This window comes from Leucobacter celer subsp. astrifaciens (assembly GCF_001273835.1).
GTDB lineage: Bacteria > Actinomycetota > Actinomycetes > Actinomycetales > Microbacteriaceae > Leucobacter > Leucobacter celer.
Genome location: NZ_JHEI01000134.1, coordinates 268,803 through 285,644, shown reverse-complemented (window position 1 = coordinate 285,644; position 16,842 = coordinate 268,803). Strand labels below are relative to the sequence as shown.

Annotated in this window: 18 protein-coding genes; 6 read left to right on the top strand and 12 right to left on the bottom strand. The window is 70.0% G+C overall.

Annotated elements, in window-relative coordinates; all coding sequences use genetic code 11:
• Window positions 1–82 precede the first annotated feature (82 nt).
• Together AMS65_RS05375 and AMS65_RS05370 are read right to left on the bottom strand one after the other, a co-directional pair.
• Window positions 83–448 (bottom strand): hypothetical protein, encoded by a 366-nt coding sequence (locus AMS65_RS05375; RefSeq protein WP_053383118.1) that lies wholly within the window; start codon window positions 446–448, stop codon window positions 83–85.
• 99 nt (window positions 449–547) lie between these two features.
• Entirely contained in the window at window positions 548–1,963 is a 1,416-nt protein-coding gene (locus tag AMS65_RS05370) for a hypothetical protein (protein WP_053383117.1), read from the bottom strand.
• 174 nt (window positions 1,964–2,137) lie between these two features.
• Between AMS65_RS05370 and AMS65_RS05365 the strand changes: the two genes are divergently transcribed.
• The 3 genes from AMS65_RS05365 to AMS65_RS05355 are packed head-to-tail and all read left to right on the top strand — an operon-like array spanning window position 2,138 to window position 4,388.
• On the top strand, window positions 2,138–2,998 hold the full coding sequence (locus tag AMS65_RS05365; protein ID WP_241489345.1) for a siderophore-interacting protein: 861 nt from the start codon (window positions 2,138–2,140) through the stop codon (window positions 2,996–2,998).
• Between the two features lie 42 nt (window positions 2,999–3,040).
• Window positions 3,041–3,871, top strand: a complete 831-nt coding sequence (locus AMS65_RS05360) for an LssY C-terminal domain-containing protein (protein ID WP_157502103.1) — start codon at window positions 3,041–3,043, stop codon at window positions 3,869–3,871.
• Window positions 3,864–4,388: a hypothetical protein gene (locus AMS65_RS05355; RefSeq protein ID WP_053383115.1), complete on the top strand. Its 525-nt coding sequence runs from the start codon at window positions 3,864–3,866 to the stop codon at window positions 4,386–4,388. Before AMS65_RS05360 ends, AMS65_RS05355 begins: the two co-directional genes overlap by 8 nt.
• A gap of 69 nt (window positions 4,389–4,457) precedes the next feature.
• Here the strand turns inward: AMS65_RS05355 and AMS65_RS05350 are convergent, their stop codons facing one another.
• The 9 genes from AMS65_RS05350 to AMS65_RS05310 form a co-directional block, all read right to left on the bottom strand.
• Window positions 4,458–4,748 (bottom strand): ABC transporter ATP-binding protein, encoded by a 291-nt coding sequence (locus AMS65_RS05350; RefSeq protein WP_053383114.1) that lies wholly within the window; start codon window positions 4,746–4,748, stop codon window positions 4,458–4,460.
• A gap of 27 nt (window positions 4,749–4,775) precedes the next feature.
• Window positions 4,776–5,345 (bottom strand): hypothetical protein, encoded by a 570-nt coding sequence (locus tag AMS65_RS05345; RefSeq protein WP_053383113.1) that lies wholly within the window; start codon window positions 5,343–5,345, stop codon window positions 4,776–4,778.
• A gap of 386 nt (window positions 5,346–5,731) precedes the next feature.
• Window positions 5,732–7,108, bottom strand: coding sequence for a replicative DNA helicase (gene dnaB / locus AMS65_RS05340; protein ID WP_053383112.1), 1,377 nt, complete (start codon window positions 7,106–7,108; stop codon window positions 5,732–5,734).
• A 592-nt stretch (window positions 7,109–7,700) separates the two neighbouring features.
• Window positions 7,701–8,150: a 50S ribosomal protein L9 gene (gene rplI / locus AMS65_RS05335; RefSeq protein WP_053383111.1), complete on the bottom strand. Its 450-nt coding sequence runs from the start codon at window positions 8,148–8,150 to the stop codon at window positions 7,701–7,703.
• A 13-nt stretch (window positions 8,151–8,163) separates the two neighbouring features.
• Window positions 8,164–8,424, bottom strand: coding sequence for a 30S ribosomal protein S18 (rpsR, locus tag AMS65_RS05330; RefSeq protein WP_017884085.1), 261 nt, complete (start codon window positions 8,422–8,424; stop codon window positions 8,164–8,166).
• 54 nt (window positions 8,425–8,478) lie between these two features.
• A complete protein-coding gene (gene ssb / locus AMS65_RS05325) occupies window positions 8,479–9,030 on the bottom strand; it encodes a single-stranded DNA-binding protein (RefSeq protein WP_053383110.1) in 552 nt (183 codons plus the stop codon).
• A 3-nt stretch (window positions 9,031–9,033) separates the two neighbouring features.
• Complete coding sequence (gene rpsF, locus AMS65_RS05320) at window positions 9,034–9,396, bottom strand: 30S ribosomal protein S6 (protein WP_053383109.1); 363 nt, start codon at window positions 9,394–9,396, stop codon at window positions 9,034–9,036.
• 123 nt (window positions 9,397–9,519) lie between these two features.
• On the bottom strand, window positions 9,520–10,371 hold the full coding sequence (locus tag AMS65_RS05315; RefSeq protein ID WP_053383108.1) for a PIG-L family deacetylase: 852 nt from the start codon (window positions 10,369–10,371) through the stop codon (window positions 9,520–9,522).
• 158 nt (window positions 10,372–10,529) lie between these two features.
• Window positions 10,530–12,068, bottom strand: a complete 1,539-nt coding sequence (locus tag AMS65_RS05310; RefSeq protein ID WP_053383107.1) for a CCA tRNA nucleotidyltransferase — start codon at window positions 12,066–12,068, stop codon at window positions 10,530–10,532.
• A 67-nt stretch (window positions 12,069–12,135) separates the two neighbouring features.
• Between AMS65_RS05310 and AMS65_RS05305 the strand changes: the two genes are divergently transcribed.
• The 3 genes from AMS65_RS05305 (at window position 12,136) to trxA (ending at window position 15,955) form a co-directional block, all read left to right on the top strand.
• Window positions 12,136–14,505: a DUF6049 family protein gene (locus tag AMS65_RS05305; RefSeq protein ID WP_053383106.1), complete on the top strand. Its 2,370-nt coding sequence runs from the start codon at window positions 12,136–12,138 to the stop codon at window positions 14,503–14,505.
• A 105-nt stretch (window positions 14,506–14,610) separates the two neighbouring features.
• Window positions 14,611–15,597, top strand: coding sequence for a thioredoxin-disulfide reductase (trxB, locus tag AMS65_RS05300; RefSeq protein WP_053383105.1), 987 nt, complete (start codon window positions 14,611–14,613; stop codon window positions 15,595–15,597).
• Between the two features lie 34 nt (window positions 15,598–15,631).
• Entirely contained in the window at window positions 15,632–15,955 is a 324-nt protein-coding gene (gene trxA, locus AMS65_RS05295; protein WP_053383104.1) for a thioredoxin, read from the top strand.
• Window positions 15,956–16,325: 370 nt separating this feature from the next.
• On the opposite strand, the gene AMS65_RS05290 is transcribed toward trxA, so the two are convergent.
• Window positions 16,326–16,784 carry an SRPBCC family protein gene (locus AMS65_RS05290; RefSeq protein WP_075200857.1) on the bottom strand — a complete coding sequence of 153 codons (459 nt, stop codon included), beginning with the start codon at window positions 16,782–16,784 and terminating at the stop codon, window positions 16,326–16,328.
• Window positions 16,785–16,842: the final 58 nt, after the last annotated feature.

The window sequence follows — 16,842 nt, the reverse complement described above, 5'->3', positions numbered from 1 at the left end:
GGCATATCTCCCTCGATATTGCTCAGCGGCCGCGCGTCTTCGCGCGGCGAGGTTCCACTGTAGACAGGCCCACTCCGATTAGTCAACGCTGGTAGAAATAAAAATCTCGCCCCAGAATCCGCGCCAGCGAGCCTCCCGGGCTTCGCGCGCCCCGGTCGCGACGCAGCCCTTTGCCATGGGTGCTGCCCCCCTGCGACGCCGCTGCTGCGACCTCGGCGCACGTGGCCGCCCGGTCACCGCCGGTGGGCCAGTAGACGCAGTCGATGCGGTTGTCACCGGAGTCGTCGAGCGCCGGCCGAAGGAACGAGGTGCGCAGGACGTCGGTGCGCGAGTACTGCGAACCGGGGAAGGCGTCGGCCTCGGCCTCGGTGGCGAACTCGAGGAGCGCGGACCCCCTCGCCTCATCGTTCTCCGCGACGGAGAAGGCGGTGGTCGAGGCGAAGTTCACCGGGAGGCGCTGCGCCGGGTCCTGGGACTGCGAGCCCAGAAGCTCATGCCGTATCCCGAGGAGCCGGCCTCGCGCTTGTACATCTCGTCCGGGATGCGCTCAGTGCGCCGACACGTCCACGATCTGCGGGGCGCCATCGACGATGCGGATCCCGCCCACCAGCTGGAACTCGCTGCGCCGGGGCGCGGGATCCGGATCGCCCGGGGTGGGCACGCTCTTCACCGTGATCACCGCCGTCTGCGAGACGAAGCCGGTCTCCGAGAAACTCTCGAAGTCGCTCGGCAGCGACGAGACGGAGAGTTCGCTGAGCTTCGTATCGCGCGTGATCGACGGGCACTCGGGATCCATGTTTCCGGGCACGTGCGTGCACTGCTCGATGCGCGCCTGCACCTGCGTCAGCACCGACTTCCGGAACTCCTCGTTGGGCGTCGCGGCGAGAGTCACCGCCTGCGGGGTGCCGCGCGGCACGGTCACCACGACCCGCTGCGGTTGCACGTCGAAGACGCCGCTCGCCTCGCCAGCGATCTCGTACACGCCCGGGTAGAGGGCGACGACGGCGCCGGCCGTGCTCAGATCCACCGGAACCCCGCCGACGGTCGCTCGGCCGATGCCCGTGCCGCCGATCTCGACCAGCGCGACGAGCGGCTGGTCGATGCGCCAGCCGCTCGCCGCGTCCGGTGAGAGCGTGAAGACGTGCTCGAACTGCGCGCCGTCGAGCTGCAGGGTCGCCCGCACGCTCGCGGAATCGCCCGACGCGGAGATCTCCTCCACCGCCAGCACGCGGATCCACTCGTCGGCTCCCGCCAGCGCGCCGTCGAGCAGCGTGGCGCCGCGCGGCACCCAGCTGGAATCGGCCTCTCCCGTGGAAGCCAGCTCCTGCGCTCCCCCGGCGTCGCCCTCGGCGAGCTTCTCCAGGTACTCCTCGACGGTGCGCACCGGGTCGGCCGCCTCCGCGTTCGCCCCGGCGGCCTCCTGACCGCCGGACGAGCGCTGCTCCTCGCCGCTCGAGGCGGATCCCGCGCCGCTCGCGATCGTGTGGTTCAGCAGCAGGATGCCGCCCGTCACCAGGGCCGCCAGCACGATCGCGGCGAGCACGAGCCAGATCAGGAGCCGCGTCTTGCTCCCGCCATCGGCCGGGCGCGCGGGCGCGGGCGTCCACGGCTCCGGTGCCGGAGGTTGCGCCGCCCACGCCGCCGGGGCCACTTGCGGCGGGGCCGGGGCCACCTGCGGCGGAGCCGGGGGCCGGGGCGGGACCGGCGCGTGCTGGTGCTGCGGCTCGAACTGCGCCGGCGGACCCATCCGAGCGGGCGGCGCGGGAGCTGGAGGGGCGGTCTGCACGGCCGGCGGGGGCGGCGGGATCGGGGGCACTACGGGCGCAGGCGGCGGGATCCGGACCTCGGCGTTCTGCGGCTGGGCTGCCCCGTCGGCGGGAGCAGCGGCGTGCGGACTCGCCGCGCGGCGGGTCACGGGCTCCGTCGAAGTCTCCTCGTGTTCCGGTCGCTCGTCCTGCTCCATGGCCGCTCCCTCTTCGCATCCCGATACCCGCTGCCGATCCGGCACGCCCCGCCAGCCCAGCCCGCTCGTCACAGAAGCACAGGCTGAGAACAGGTGAAGCATAGCAATAGCCGCGCTCCCGTGCACAGCCCCTCGCCATGTGCCAGAGTGGAAACATCCGACGAGAGGATGTCCGTGTCCGAACTGGAGCCGACCCCCGACGATCGCTTCGTGCGCACCCGCACGAAGCACCGCTTCACCGCGCGTCGGGTGACTGTCATCGAGATCACCGAGATCGAGCACTTCACGCGGGTGACGCTGTCGAGCGACGAGTTGGGGGACTGGGCGAGCACCGGCCCCGAGGATCACGCGCGCGTGTTCTTCCCCGACCCCGAGACGGGCGAGCTGCCGGCCCCCACTCCGGTCGGCCCCGACGAGAGCGGCATCGTGCGCCCCGAGGGGGTCACCTTCGGCCGCGACTTCACGCCGCTCAACGTGCGCACGAGCCCCGGATCGGGCCACCGGGTCTTCGACCTCGACATCCTGCGGCACCAGGCCCCGGGCCCGGCGGCGCGCTGGGCCGCGCGCGCCGAGCTGGGCGATGAGATCGTGATCGTCGGCCCGCGCGGGTCGGTGTCGGCGGCCTCGGCCGCGCCGCGTGTGCTCTGCGTCGTCGACGAGACCGCACTGCCGGCCGCTGCGCGATGGATCGAGGACATGCCGTCCTCCGCCCGCATCGAGGTCATCGCCGATGTCGCCGACGGCCTCGACTGGGTGCGCGCCTATCTCGCCGCCCAGGGAGGCCGCGACGTGCGCGTCTCCGCGCCTCCCGCCGGGTCCGACGGACTGGCCGCGGCCGTGCGTGCGGCGGGTGTCGACGCCGGGACCTACGTCTTCGCGGCCGGCGAGGCCACGCGCCTCATCCCGCTGCGCCGCCTGCTGCGCTACGAACTCGAGCTGCCCCGCGAGCAGTACACGATCACCGGCTACTGGAAGCGCGGCGACGTGGGGTTCGATCACCACGCACCGATCGACCCCGAGGATCCTGCGGACTGACCTCACGTCCCACCCCGCGACCGCCCCGGCTAGCATGGGTCCATGGACCCCGTGCAGCGTTCACGCATCTCGCTCACGGCCGTGCTCGACGAGTTCTTCTTCGTCTACGCCGGGCTCGCCGCGATCTGGCTGGCGTGGCTCGTACTCACCGAGACCTTCACCTTCGGATGGTTCGGGATCCTGTTCCTCATCGCCTTCTGGGTGCTCCTGGCCTACCTCGTACTCCCCCGCCTGCACCGGATCCTGACGACGATCTACGTGCCCGACTACTTCATCGGCCGCACGCGCACGAGCGACGGTCTGCTGGGCGATCCCATCAACCTCTCGCTGCGCGGCTCCGAGCAGCAGCTGCACCGCGCGATGGAGCAGGCCGGCTGGATCCGCGCCGATCCGGTGACGCTGCGCTCCTCGTGGCGCATCGTAACCTCCACGCTCACCCGTCGCAGCTACGATCGCGCGCCGGTGAGCCCGCTGTTCCTCTTCGGCCGCATGCAGGATTTCGCCTATCAGCAGGAGGTCGAGGGCAACCCCGCCAAGCGTCATCACGTGCGTTTCTGGCACACGCCCGAGAACTGGCTGCTACCCGGCGGTGCCCGGGTCGACTGGCTTGCCGCGGGCACCTTCGACCGCGCCGTCGGGTTCTCGATGTTCACGCTGCAGATCACCCACAAGATCGACGCCGACATCGATGTCGAGCGGGACTACGTGGTCGACACCGTCATGGGCGCGAACCCGGCGGCTCGCCACGAGGTGCTGGCCGACTTCTCCACCGGCTATCACTCCCGCAACGGCGGCGGCGACAGCATCCGCACCGACGGAGACCTGCCGATCCTCGATCTGAACGGCCTCGCCCAGGAGGTGACGCGTGACTGACGAGCCGCGCAAGCGCGCCGCGCTGGAGCCAGCTTCGGCGCTCTTCGTCCGCGAGGAGCAGGCCGACCCGAAAGCCTCACGCCCCTTCTCCGTCTCCGGGGGTGCGGCGCTCGTGGTGCTCCGCGCGGGCGGCGCCGTGCTGTGGAGCATCGGGCTGCTGCGGGAGTGGGGGTCCATCCGTGACGAGCTCGAACTCGGCGCGGAGGAGTCGGCCTGGGCGCTCGGGATCGTGCTCGGGTTCGAGGCGCTCTGGGCGCTGCTGCTGCTCGCGCTCGCCTGGTCCGTGTGGCGCGGCAGCAACGCGGCCCGCATCTTCGTGATGCTCGGAGCCACCGCGAGCATCACGGCCTCAGCCATCTCCTATTTCGCGCTCGGCGAGGAGATCACCGTGCGCACCACCCTGCTCACCCTGGCGCTCGACATCCTCATCCTGCTCGCGCTCTCCAGCCGCGATGCGCGGGCGTGGACGCGGCGGAGTGCGCGGAGCCGCGTACCGGCAGACCCGTCGCGGGGCTGATCCCTCACCGCTCCGCGCGGCATCCGACGAGCGTCGCCGTCGGACGGGCGGATCCGGTTTCGGTGCCGGTCAGTGCCAGTTCTTGCCCTCGTCGGGGCTCCGCAGATCCTTGCGCGCCTCCAGATCCTCGGCGCTGGGCTTGCCGCCGAGACCCACGAGCGCGACCATCAGCACCGACACGATGAAGCCGATGCCCAGGAAGATCAGCGCGAGCACCCAGTCGCGGGTGGACATCAGCACGATCAGCCCGGCGAACACCCCCAGCACCGCCGCGAAGCCGACGAGTTCCAGCGGTCGCAGACGATCACGGCGCGACGGGGTCACGGGATCGTGCTCGGTGGGCTCGGGGGACTGGCTCATCGTCTGCTTTCGTGTCGAATCGGAGGTCTAGCGGTCGGCGCGCGCGGCGTCGGCACGACGCGTGTCGAACGCGGAGATGCCCAGGAAGACGCCCGCGATGATCGTGTAGGCGCCGAAGAAGCCGAGCACGGCGACGGGATCCTCACGCACGAGCAGCGTGAGGATCGCGAGGAGGATCCCCGCTGCGCCGAGCAGCGTCGCGTCGGACCGGCTGCCGGGGCGCACCGCACTGCCGAGCAGCTCGAGCAGAGCGCTCACGAGCGCCCAGGCGGCGAGCACGCACGCGAACACGATGGGCGTGCCGGCGAAGGGGAGCGCGATCGCGGCGAAGATCGCGCTGATCGCGAGCAGGAGCGGAACGGGGCTGGGCGATGCCGAGCGGCGCGCCACCCACTCGACCAGGTGCGCGATGCCGATGGCCGCGAGCGCCGCGGCCGCGATGCTCCGGTCGAAGCCCAGCTGCTCGTGCAGGGTCGCGGTGAAGGTGATGGCGATCGCCGCGATGAGCAGCGCCCCGACGCGCACGAGTCGCACGGGCCGGGAGACCGGTGCTTCGGGGGTCGTCGACGGCTCAGTGCTCGTCACCGCAGCGGCCATGACACCCCTTCCTTCACCCCAAGTCTATCGCGCCGGGGTGGGTGCCTCCTGACCGCCCGGTTCCGCCCGGCGGGCGTCGCTCGCGCATCCTGACGCAGTAGCGCACCACGGATCGCGGGAGATCGCTGCGCGATTTCTGCTGAACGATCCGGGCTCGCGGGATGCGCCGCTCCAGCTCCTCTCCGCCAGGCAAGCGAACCCCGGATACCCTCCGGCGTGCATCCTGGCGCAGTGGCGCCACCACGGATCGCGCGAAATCGCTGCGCGATTTCGTCTCAGCGATCCGTGCTCGCGGGACGCGTCGAGTCACAACACGTCCTTGTCCTGGAGTCTTAACTGCGCCGAAGGCGCCTGATGCATCTACGCTTGCGGGATGCATCATCAATTCAGACGCCCTGGGGCATGTCCTGGAAGCGGGAGTAATGCCCCTGGAAGGCGACGGTCACGGTGCCCGTGGGGCCGTTGCGCTGCTTCGCGAGGATGAAGTCGGCCTCGCCGGCACGCGGGCTATCGCGGTCGCCCACAGCCTCGCGGTGCAGCAGGATCACCATGTCGGCGTCCTGCTCGAGCGAGCCCGATTCGCGCAGGTCGCTGATGGCGGGCATCTTGTCGGCGCGCTGCTCGGAGGCTCGGTTCAGCTGCGAGAGGGCGATGACGGGCACGTCGAGCTCCTTCGACAGCAGCTTCAGCGCACGCGAGAACTCGCTCACCTCCTGCTGACGGCTCTCGGACTTCTTGCCGCTCGAGAGCAGCTGCAGATAGTCGATCACGACCATGCGCAGGCCGTGCTGCTGCTTGAGCCGTCGGCACTTGGCCCGGATCTCGACGAGCGTGAGGTTGGGGCTGTCGTCGATGAACAACGGCGCATCGGCGACGCGCGCCTGCGTGGCCGCGAGCTTCTGGAAGTCGCGATTGTCGAGCGCGCCCTTGCGCAGGGTCTGCATGGGGATGCTCGCCTCTGCGGCGAGCAGACGCATCGCGATCTCGGCGCGCCCCATCTCGAGCGAGAAGAAGACGGTCGGGGCGTTCGCGTGCACCGAGGCGTTGCGGGCGACGTCCATGGCGAGCGTCGACTTACCCATGGCGGGACGGGCGGCGATGATGATCATCTGTCCGCCGGCGAAGCCGTTGGTCATCGCGTCGAGCTCGCTGAACCCGGTCGGCACCCCCAGCATGCCGTCGGCGGCGCCGTTGGCCTTGTTGATCTCTTCGAGGGCCGCGTCGACGGCCAGGTGCAGCGGCACGTAGTCCTCGCCCTGGCTCTCGCCGGTCACCCCGTAGATCTCGGACTGCGCCACGTTGACGAGATCGATCGCCTCGCCCTCGCCGGCGTAGCCCATCTGCACGATGCGCGTGCCGGCCTCGACGAGGCGCCGCAGCAGCGCCTTCTCGGCGACGATCTCGGCGTAGAAGCTCGCGTTGGCCGCCGTCGGCACGATGCTGGTGAGGGTGTGGAGGTACTCGGCGCCGCCCGCGCGCTGCAGCTCACCGGCCTTGGTGAGCTCATCGGTGACCGTGATCACGTCCGTGGGCTCGCCCCGCGAGTAGAGGGAGAGCACCGCCTCGTAGATGACCTCGTGCTTCGGAACGTAGAAGTCGACGCCCTTGAGCAGGCCCGTGACATCCGCCACGGCGTCCTTCGACAGCAGCATGCCGCCGAGGGCGCTCTGCTCCGCGAGAAGGTCGTACGGCGGGGTCCGCTCGTGTCCACGGGCCTCGTCCTCGACGAACGGGTCCGGGATTCCCAGGTGCGCAATGGACACTCGGTCACTCCTTCACGATGAAACGGGGGCTGTTACTGAACGATCAGACACCAGACCCCGGACATTCACGGTATGGGCACTCGCCTCGCGGTTCAAACGACGTCGATCACACACCGACGCTACCTGTGGATAACTTCGTGCATAACTCGCCGCTTTGAGCCGCAGCTTTTCCACACTCCTGGGGAGAGCGTGTGGAGAGATTGTGGACTTCGGGCTATTTTCTCGCTGTGAACAGGGGTTTAAGTTACTCACAGGGAGAAAGTTATTCAAGTCTCAGGTAAAACTTGAGGCTTCGGATACGGGGGAGGGTGTGGACAACCTCGGCTCGAAATCGCGTTTGTCAAGACCGGAAGGAGCTCCGGGCGTTTCGTCCGGTTCATCTCCCGTTTCCGCGCTGTTTTTCCGGGCCGAGAGGAGAGAACAGGCGCTGCTGAGCCCCTCCGAGAGCTCCGATACGAAGGGTACGGGGCCTCACCGCGCTGCTCGTTCCTCCGTCTGAGACGGCGCGAATCCGGGTCCGGCCCGGCACACGACAGCGGGGCGGCGATCCCGAAGAATCGCCGCCCCGCTGCCCTGTGAGCGAGTACGCCGCTCAGCGCTGCGAGATGACCTGCAGGGTCACCTCGGCGTCAACGCCCTCGTGCAGGTGGACGACCACCTTGTACTCACCGGTCGTCTTGATCGACGGAACCGTGATCTTGCGCTTGTCGATCTCGCCGATCCCGGCCTCGGACACGGCCGCGGCGATCGCGGCGGGCTTCACCGAGCCGAAGAGACGGCCACCGGTGCCGGTCTTCGCCTGCAGACGGATCTTGTTCTCCTGCAGCTTGGCCTTGAGCGCCTGCGCGTCCTCGGCCGAAGCGAGCGCACGCGCCTCGCGTGCAGCGCGGAGCTGCGCGACCTGGGCCTCGCCACCGCGGGTCCAGTGCACCCCGTAGCCCTGGGGCACGAGGTAGTTGCGTGCGTAGCCGCTCTTGACGTCGACGACGTCACCGGCGGAACCGAGGCCCTGGACCTCGTTCGTGAGAATTACCTTCGCCATGATGGTCTACTCCTTAGCGGCCGGAGCCGGCGTAGGGGAGGAGAGCCATCTCGCGGGCGTTCTTCACGGCCTTCGCGATCAGACGCTGCTCCTGCACGGACACGCCGGTGATGCGGCGGGCGCGGATCTTGCCGCGCTCAGAGATGAACTTGCGCAGCGTCGCGACATCCTTGTAGTCGATGACGCCGACGGTCTGCTTCTTCGCGGGTGCGAGGGTCTTGGCGTTCTTACCCCGACCCGGCTTGCGGCCTGCGCCGCTGGACTTGCCTGCCATATTTGGTCTCTTTTCGTGATGCGATCCGGCTGCACCGGATCAAGAAGTTTTTGCCTAGAAGGGCTGCTCGTCGTCGAAGCCGCCACCGAAGTCGCCGCCGCCGGAGCCTGCGGAACCGCCCTGGCCCGAATTGGTCCAGGGGTTGTCCTGCTGCTGCGCGGCGGGCTTGCCCCAGCCGCTCTGACCCTGCGGCTGGCCGCTGCCCGCGTTGCCTCCGCCGAAGCCGCCGACCTGGCCGCGCGACTGACCGCGGTTGACCTGGGCGGTGGCGAAGCGGAGCGACGGACCGACCTCCTCGACCTCGAGGTCGAGGGAGGTGCGCTGCTGCCCCTGGTTGTCGGTGTAGCTGCGCTGGGTGAGACGGCCCTGCACGATGACGCGCATGCCCTTGGTGAGCGAGGCTGCGATGTTGTCGGCGTACTCTCCGTACGCGCGGCACCCCAGCCACAGCGGCTCGCCGTCCGACCAATCACCGGACTGACGGTCGCGCACGCGCGGGGTCGAGGCGATCCGGAAGGTCACCCACGACTTGCCCGCCTGGCTGACACGCGGCTCCGGGTCGGCAACCAGGTTACCGACCACGGTGATCAGCGGCTCGCCGGCCATGAGCTACGCGCCCACCTTCGCGGCGGCGCGAGCGGCCTTGGCCTGATCGCGCTTGGCCTGGGCGGCGCGCTGGGCGATGAGCTCGTCGGCGCGGAGCACCTTCGTGCGCAGAACGGCCTCGGAGAGACCCAGCTGGCGATCGAGCTCAGCGGTGGCCTCGGGGGTCGCGGTGAAGTTCACAACGGCGTAGATGCCCTCGGACTGCTTCTTGATCTCGTATGCGAGACGGCGCTTGCCCCAGATGTCGACGTTCTCGATCTCGCCGCCCGCAGTGCGGATGACGCCGAGGAACTTCTCCAAGCTGGGGGCCACAGTACGCTCGTCGATACCGGGATCGAGGATCACCATGAGTTCGTACGTATGCATTACTGACCCACCTCCTTCGGACTTCACGGCCACAGGATTTCTGTGGCAGGAGGGTGTTGTGCATCGTGCCCGCGAACTGAGCGGATCGCTCTGCGCGCAGACAACTAGAACAGCCTATCATCCTCAGGACGCGGCGTCACCCGCCGGCTTGCGGAACACCTCGACGCGTCCGATGGCTTCGCGCTGCCCGCCGACGTGCACGATGTCATCGCCGTCGACGCTCAGCTGCGTGCCGTGCGCGCGCAGCGCGGCGACCTTGCGATCGAGCCAGGGCTCGACATCGTGGAGTTCGAGTGACCCGCTCCCTTCGACCGGTTCGGGGAGCGGGGCCGGCTCAGCACTCAGAGCCGAGTCGGGGAGCGGGACGGCCTCGGGGAGCGACCCCGTCGACACGATCTCCCAGAACGGCACCTCGAGCGCGTGCGCCACCGCGCGCGCCAGCCGATGCGCGAACACGTGATCCGGGTGACCGTAGCCGCCACCGTCGTCATAGCTCACGATGCCCTGCGCACCCGCCCGGTACGCCGCGGCCAGCAGATCGTTCAGCGCTTCGACGGCGGGCGCGCTCGTCAGCGCATCGGGACCCGCCTCGGGGGCCGCCGTCGCGCGGCCATCGGGCCCCCACGACATCCCGGAGTCCTCGTAGATCACGGGGGAGAGGCCCTCCGCTCGCGCGGGATCCACACCCAGGAACGCGTGGCGCTCGACGCCCAGCATGCCGAGCGCGGTCTTCAGCTCGTTCTGGCGCACCACCGCCAGACCGTGGGTGCCGGCCAGCGCCTCGAGCGGCCCGGACACGACCTCGCCCTGCTCGCCCCGCGTCAGCGTGACGAGCAGCGGCTCGCGCCCCGCCGCGGCGAGCGCGGCCAGCGTGCCCCCCGTGGTGATGGTCTCATCGTCGGGGTGCGCATGGACGAACATGATCCGCGGCCGCCCGCCGAACCACTCGCTCGGATCCTGATCCTTCATCTCCATCAACCCGCTTCTCTCATCGGTGTCCAATCAACCCCGTGTCCAATCAACCCGGTGTTCAGTAGCTCGGCTCTCACCTCACCTTCGGATGAGATCCTCTGAATCCGTCCGAAACAACGGTGAGTGCCGAAGTACGAGCGGGGCGGCTCCGCCGGACGGCGTCAGTCCGAGGCCTGCGCCGCCCACCACTCGCGCAGACGCTGCTCGGCGGCCTCCTCGCCGATGGGGCCCTCGTCGAGCCTCACCTCGAGCAGGTGCCGGTAGGCGCGGCCCACGATCGGCCCGGGCGGGATCCCGAGGATGGCCATGATCCGCTCGCCATCGAGTTCGGGCCGCACAGCCGCAAGCTCCTCGGCCTCCGCGAGCTCGGAGATCCGCTGCTCGATGTCGTCGTAGGCGTGCTCGAGGCGCTCCGCCTTGCGCCGGTTGCGGGTCGTCACGTCGGCGCGGGTGAGGATGTGCAGCCGCTCCAACTCGCCGCCGGTATCGCGCACGTAGCGCCGCACGGCCGAGTCCGTCCACTGCTGGTCGCTGTACCCGAAGAAGCGCAGGTGCAGCTCGATGAGGCGCGACACCCGCTTCACGGTGTCGTTGTCGAAGCGCAGCTCGCGCAGGCGCTTACGCGCCAGCTTCGCGCCGACGACGTCGTGATGGTGGAAGGTGACGCCCCCGCGCTCGAAGCGACGGGTGGCCGGCTTGCCGATATCGTGCAGCAGCGCCGCGATCCTGAGCACGATATCGGGCGAGGGATCTTGGCCGCCGCCCACGCTCGCCCCCGGCGTCGCTCCCTGGGCCGTCGCCGTGTGCGGCACGGGCGGCGCAGCGGAGGCTCCGCCTCCCTTCCGGCGCGCCGTTTCCAACTCGATCGCCTGCCGCAGCACCGTGAGGCTGTGCTCGTAGACGTCCTTGTGCCGGCCGTGATCGTCCTGCGTCGCCACGAGCGCGGTGAGCTCGGGCAGGAAGCGATCGGCGAGCCCCGTGTCCACGAGCAGCCGGATACCGGGCAGGGGGTCGTCGGTCGAGAGCAGCTTCACGAACTCGTCCCGGATGCGCTCTGCGGAGACGATGTCGAGGCGATCGGCGAAGCGCACCATCGCCTCCTGCGTGTCGGCCGAGACCTCGAAGCCCAGCTGGGAGGCGAAGCGGGCGGCGCGCAGCATGCGCAGCGGGTCGTCGGTGAACGAGGCCTCGGCGGACCCCGGAGTGCGGATCACTCGGGCCAGCAGGTCCTCCACGCCGCCCGCGCCACTCGCGGAGGAGGTGCCGACGTCGACGAGCCGCAGCTCGGGCAGCATGAGCGCGAGCGCGTTGATGGTGAAGTCCCGCCGCACCAGATCGCCCTCGATCGTGTCGCCGTAGCTGACCTCGGGCTTGCGCGAGTCGTCGCGGTAGATGTCGGCGCGGTAGGTGGTGATCTCGACGTTCTCGCCGTGCAGCTGCGCCGCGATGGTGCCGAAATCGCGTCCCACGTCCCACACGCTGCGGGTGAGCGATTCGAGGATCTCACGGGTCTCGTCGGGCCGGGCCGACGTGGTGAAGTCGAGATCGGTCACCGGGCGGCCCAGCAGCGCGTCGCGCACCGGTCCGCCGACCAGGGCGAACTCGTGACCGCGGGCGGCGAACGCCGACGCCAGCGTCGCGACGGGCTCGGATGCTGCGATGGCCCGCAGCGCCTGCATGGAATCGGCGAGAGAGGGCATCCCTCAAGCGTACCGGGGGATGCGCCGGCTCGGATCCGTGTCAGCGTCGCTCCATAGACTGGGCATCATGTCTTCAGCTCGTCGGTTCCGCGCGCGCGCGATTCCCGCCGCACTGCTCGTGCTCGGGCTGGTCGCGGCACCGGCGGCACCGGCTCTCGCCGAGGAGGAGGCTCCGGATCCCGCGATATCCTCGGCCGAGTTCGTCGTCGCCCCCCAGGATCCGGTGATCCGCGAGGACGCCGACGCGGCGTTCGGCCTGCTCATCCGGAACGCGGGGGAGCAGGCCATCCCGAGCGGGACCATCGAACTGCGGCTCTCCGTGCAGCCGGTGGGCTCTCCCGAGGATCTGGACGCGCAGCCCACGACACCCTCGCTGCACCTCGCGGAGGCGCGCGTCGGCGAGACCGCTCCCGAGAGCGAGCAGGCCGCAACCATCTCGGTGCCGCAGGACGATCTCCCGGCGCTCGAGACCCGGGGCGTCTACACGGTGCGGGCCGTGTTCAGACCCGACCCCTCCGACGACACGCAGACCTCGGACGCGCTCTCCGCCGTCACACCGGTGGTCTGGCGGGGGCCGGGATCCCCCGATGCCGATGCGGGCGGGGGATCGGGCGCGAACGCCGGCACCGGCGCCGAGATCGACGCCGATGCGGGCGCGGGAGTGCGGAGCAGCGTACGGCTGGGAGTGATCGTGCCTGTCGTGCTCCCCTCCGACATCCGCACGCTCCCCACCCGCAGCCAGCTCGGCGAGCTCGCCCCCGCGTGGGATCGGCTCCTCACCCAGGCCCGCGCGCACCGCGCGACGCTCGCCATCGATCCGCGGGTCATCGCCGGCATCCGAGCGTACGGCGACGAGGCGCCCGAGAACGCCGGGCAGTTCCTCGAACGCCTGGAGCAGAGCTCGCTGCCCAGCTTCCTGCTGCAGTTCGCCGACGCGGATCCGGCCGCTCAGGCCGCCCTCGGCTTCACCTCGCTGCTCGCACCGAGCAGCCTCGACTTCGTCTCGCGCTTCGGCAGCTTCCCGCTGGAATCCTCCGGCGAGGGCGGCGGCGCGGATGCCCCGGCTTCCGGCACAGACGACGGTGCCGGCGCGGACGGCGCGGACGCCGGGGAGCAGGGGAGCGGCGCCGAGGGCGACCGCCCCGAGACCTCCGGAGAAGCGACAGGCACCTCCGCCGCCTCCGACCCGGACGAGACAGCGGGGCCGTCGGATCCGGCCGGCGACGCGGGTACGCGGGAGGACAGCGGCACCCGGGAGGATACCGACGCCCCGGATGATCCGGAGGCGCCGACGCTCCCGGCTCTGGAGGATCTGCTGAGTTGGCCCCAGGGCGCGGCGACCGCGTGGCCGGCGAACGGCACCGTCGATAGCGCCACTCTCGAGCTGCTGCGCGCCTCGGGAATCGAGACCGCCGTGCTCGGCTCCGGCAACGTGTCGGCGTCTGATGCGACGCGCTCCCGGATCTCGCGGAGCGACGTGCTGATCACCGACGACGCGCTCGGAGACGAGGCGCGCGCGACGCTGTCGGCGGCGACCGAGGCCGAACGCGCGGCGGGCGCCGCACGACTCGCCGCGCGGCTGGCGTTCGCGGCGCAGTCGGGCTCCGAGGGCACTCTGCTCGGCCTCGACCGCGGTGCGATGGGCAGCAGCGAGGATCCCGCACTGCTGCTCGAGCTGCTCGCCTCCCTCGACTGGGTCGTGCCCACCTCCGTCTCCGAGCTGCCCGAGGGCACGGCGTCCCTGCGCGCCGGCGGGACGAGCGAGGACCGGCTCGAACTGCTGCGCTCGGCGGCGAGCCGCGAATCCTCGGTCACCGAACTGGGTGCGGTGCTCGTGAACCCCGAGTACCTCAGCGGATACCAGCGCACACGACTGCTCGAACTCTTCGCCACCCGCCACGCGGCCCCCACGGTCGACTTCGACGGCCTCGCCGCTCAGTACCGCGAGCGCGACGCCGAGCTGCTCGAGGGCGTGCGCGTGATCAGCACGGAGCACACCCAGCTCGTCGGCAGCTCGACCCGCATACCGGTGCAGTTGCGCAATGCCCTGCCCTTCGACGCGATCGTCGCCGTGCAGGTGGAACCCTCCTCGGCCGCGCTCTCGATCACCGAGCGCCGGTTCCCGGACGTGCTGGTGCCCGCCGAGGCGAACGAGCGGGTGCTCGTGCCGGTGCTCAGCCGCGTCTCCTCAGGGGAGTCGGGACTCGTGGTCACCGTCTCGGCGGCGACGGGCGATCCGACCGTCTTCACCAGCACGCTGCCCGTCTCGATCAGCAGCAGCTTCGAGACCATCGCGCTCTGGGTGATCGGGTCGCTCGCCGCGCTGCTGCTCGGCTTCGGCACCTGGCGCAGCGTGCGCCGCAGGCGACAGCTCGGCGCCTCAGCCGGCACCGCGACCCGGACTGCGGACACCGCCGCGACCGGCACCGCGGAATAGCCCCGCCCTAGTATGGGTTGTATCATCTGCGCGGTCACGACCGCACCCTGATATTCCCAGCGCGGCCCCGGCCGCATCAGAACTGCACTGCGCGCGAGGAGCTCCATGCACCAGATCATCATCATCGGTTCCGGCCCCGCCGGTTTCACGGCGGCCATCTACGCCGCGCGAGCCGGCCTCGAGCCGGTGCTCTTCGCGAGTTCGGTCGCCATCGGCGGCGAGCTGATGAACACCACCGATGTCGAGAACTTCCCCGGCTTCCCCGAGGGCATCCAGGGACCCGACCTGATGCAGAAGATGCAGGAGCAGGCCGAGCGCTTCGGCACCGAGGTGGTGTACGACGACGTGGTCGAGGTCGACTTCTCGGGCGAGGTCAAGCGCCTCACCACGGGCGACGGCACCGTGCACGAGGCGCACACCGTCATCTACGCGACGGGCTCGGCCTACCGCAAGCTGGGGCTGCCCGACGAGGATCGGCTCTCCGGCCACGGCGTCTCGTGGTGCGCGACCTGCGACGGCTTCTTCTTCCGCGAGAAGACCATCGCCGTGGTCGGCGGCGGCGACTCCGCTATGGAGGAGGCCACCTTCCTCACCCGCTTCGCCGACAAGGTCTACGTGATCCACCGCCGCGAGGAGCTCAAGGCGTCCAAGATCATGCAGCAGCGCGCCTTCGACAACGAGAAGATCGAGTTCATCTGGAACTCGGAGGTCGCAGCGATCCACGGGGAGAGCCAGCTCAGCGGCGTCACGCTGCGCAACACCGTCGACGGCTCCGAGAGCGAGCTCGCTCTGGAGGGCCTGTTCATCGCGATCGGCAACGACCCTCGCACCCACCTCGTGCACGGCAAGCTCGATCTCACCGCGGAGGGCACCATCGCGGTCGAGGGCCGCAGCTCGCGCACCTCGTCGCCCGGGGTCTTCGCGGCCGGCGACGTCGTCGACCCGACCTACCGCCAGGCCGTCACCGCCGCAGCTTCGGGCACCGTCGCGGCGCTCGACGCCGAGCACTACCTCGCGGCGATCGCCGATCAGGGCGAGGCGGTCGAGGTGGAGCTGGACCGAATCGAGATCGAGGCGCTCGCCGAGCGCTGATCCCCATCATCTTCCCAAGGAAAGAAGAGTCATCATGAGTGAAGCCATCAACGTGGACGAGCAGACCTTCGACAAGGTCGTGCTGCAGAGCGAGATCCCCGTGCTCGTCGATTTCTGGGCCGCCTGGTGCGGCCCGTGCCGCGCCGTGGCGCCGGTGCTCGATCAGATCGCGGCCGAACAGGAGGGCAAGCTGCGCATCGTCAAGCTCAACGTCGATGAGAACCCGAACCTCGCGGCGCAGTACCGCATCACCTCCATCCCCGCGATGAAGGTCTTCAAGAATGGCGAGGAGGTGCGCGAGATCATCGGTGCGATGCCGAAGCCCATGATCGAGGAGCACCTGAACGGGATCATCTGAGCCTTCTCGCTCTGCGGCGGTGAGGCAATCGGCCGCGTGCTTAGACGGGCACGAATCGTTCTGAAGTTGAACGCGTCAGCGTTCAACTCGATTCGTGGGGCCGCACACGGCGGCCTCGCGTGTCGCTCCGCGCCACGCGTCCCTGATGCGCACGCTTCCCCGATTGCCTCACCGCCGCTCTCGTTTGCCGACGATCCGACAGGTGAGTGGGGTAGCGCTGGCCTGGGCTTCGATGCGGGTGCGGTGATGCGCCGTGAGGAGTCCGTCTCGCCGGTTGAGCGAACACGGATCGCAGGCTCGTACCCATACGCCGGTTGAGCGACCGACGCAGGAGGGAGTCGAAACCCCTGCGCAGGCGGCCCACCGGCGCTCAGGCGGGCGGCGTCTGCTCGGCGAGGGCGGCGAGGCGGTCGATCGAGGCGCGCAGGGCGTCAGCCGTCGTCCGGCGAGCGCGAGCGAGGCGGTTCGGATCGGTCAGCCGGGTCCAGTCGTAGGTGTGGCGCACCAGCGATCCCCCGTCGGGCAGCGGCTCCACCTCCCACCGCCAGAGGTGCCCGGGCTGCGGCTCGCCGACCGGGGACGGGCGCCACGCGATCCTGCGCCCCTCCTCGAACTCGACGATGTGATTCTCGCGATCCTCGCCGTTGTGAATGCGCATCACGAAGACATCTCCGACGCCGCTCACCCGCTGACCCGCGGGGGCCTCGATCAGATTGCCGTTGCCGTCCCAGCGCGGTTGCTGCGCGGGATCCGCGATCAGCTCGAAGACGGTCGCCGGGGCGGCGGCCACCTCGCGTTCGGCCACGACGATTCTGGTTTCCTCGCTCATGTCACCAGTCAACCACAGCGAACGCCGACGCGTCGCGGCTCCTCGGGCCCTCCGAAGA

Excerpts from the sequence above, each read along its gene's own strand:
- AMS65_RS05290 (WP_075200857.1), bottom strand. The coding sequence starts at position 16,784 with ATGAGCGAGGAAACCAGAATCGTCGTGGCCGAACGCGAGGTGGCCGCC.
- rplI (WP_053383111.1), bottom strand. The coding sequence starts at position 8,150 with ATGGCGAAGGTAATTCTCACGAACGAGGTCCAGGGCCTCGGTTCCGCC.
- AMS65_RS05315 (WP_053383108.1), bottom strand. The coding sequence starts at position 10,371 with ATGGAGATGAAGGATCAGGATCCGAGCGAGTGGTTCGGCGGGCGGCCG.
- rpsF (WP_053383109.1), bottom strand. The coding sequence starts at position 9,396 with ATGCATACGTACGAACTCATGGTGATCCTCGATCCCGGTATCGACGAG.
- AMS65_RS05345 (WP_053383113.1), bottom strand. The coding sequence starts at position 5,345 with ATGGCCGCTGCGGTGACGAGCACTGAGCCGTCGACGACCCCCGAAGCA.
- AMS65_RS05310 (WP_053383107.1), bottom strand. The coding sequence starts at position 12,068 with ATGCCCTCTCTCGCCGATTCCATGCAGGCGCTGCGGGCCATCGCAGCA.
- trxB (WP_053383105.1), top strand. The coding sequence starts at position 14,611 with ATGCACCAGATCATCATCATCGGTTCCGGCCCCGCCGGTTTCACGGCG.
- AMS65_RS05360 (WP_157502103.1), top strand. The coding sequence starts at position 3,041 with ATGGACCCCGTGCAGCGTTCACGCATCTCGCTCACGGCCGTGCTCGAC.
- rpsR (WP_017884085.1), bottom strand. The coding sequence starts at position 8,424 with ATGGCAGGCAAGTCCAGCGGCGCAGGCCGCAAGCCGGGTCGGGGTAAG.
- AMS65_RS05370 (WP_053383117.1), bottom strand. The coding sequence starts at position 1,963 with ATGGAGCAGGACGAGCGACCGGAACACGAGGAGACTTCGACGGAGCCC.
- AMS65_RS05350 (WP_053383114.1), bottom strand. The coding sequence starts at position 4,748 with ATGAGCCAGTCCCCCGAGCCCACCGAGCACGATCCCGTGACCCCGTCG.
- ssb (WP_053383110.1), bottom strand. The coding sequence starts at position 9,030 with ATGGCCGGCGAGCCGCTGATCACCGTGGTCGGTAACCTGGTTGCCGAC.
- trxA (WP_053383104.1), top strand. The coding sequence starts at position 15,632 with ATGAGTGAAGCCATCAACGTGGACGAGCAGACCTTCGACAAGGTCGTG.
- AMS65_RS05305 (WP_053383106.1), top strand. The coding sequence starts at position 12,136 with ATGTCTTCAGCTCGTCGGTTCCGCGCGCGCGCGATTCCCGCCGCACTG.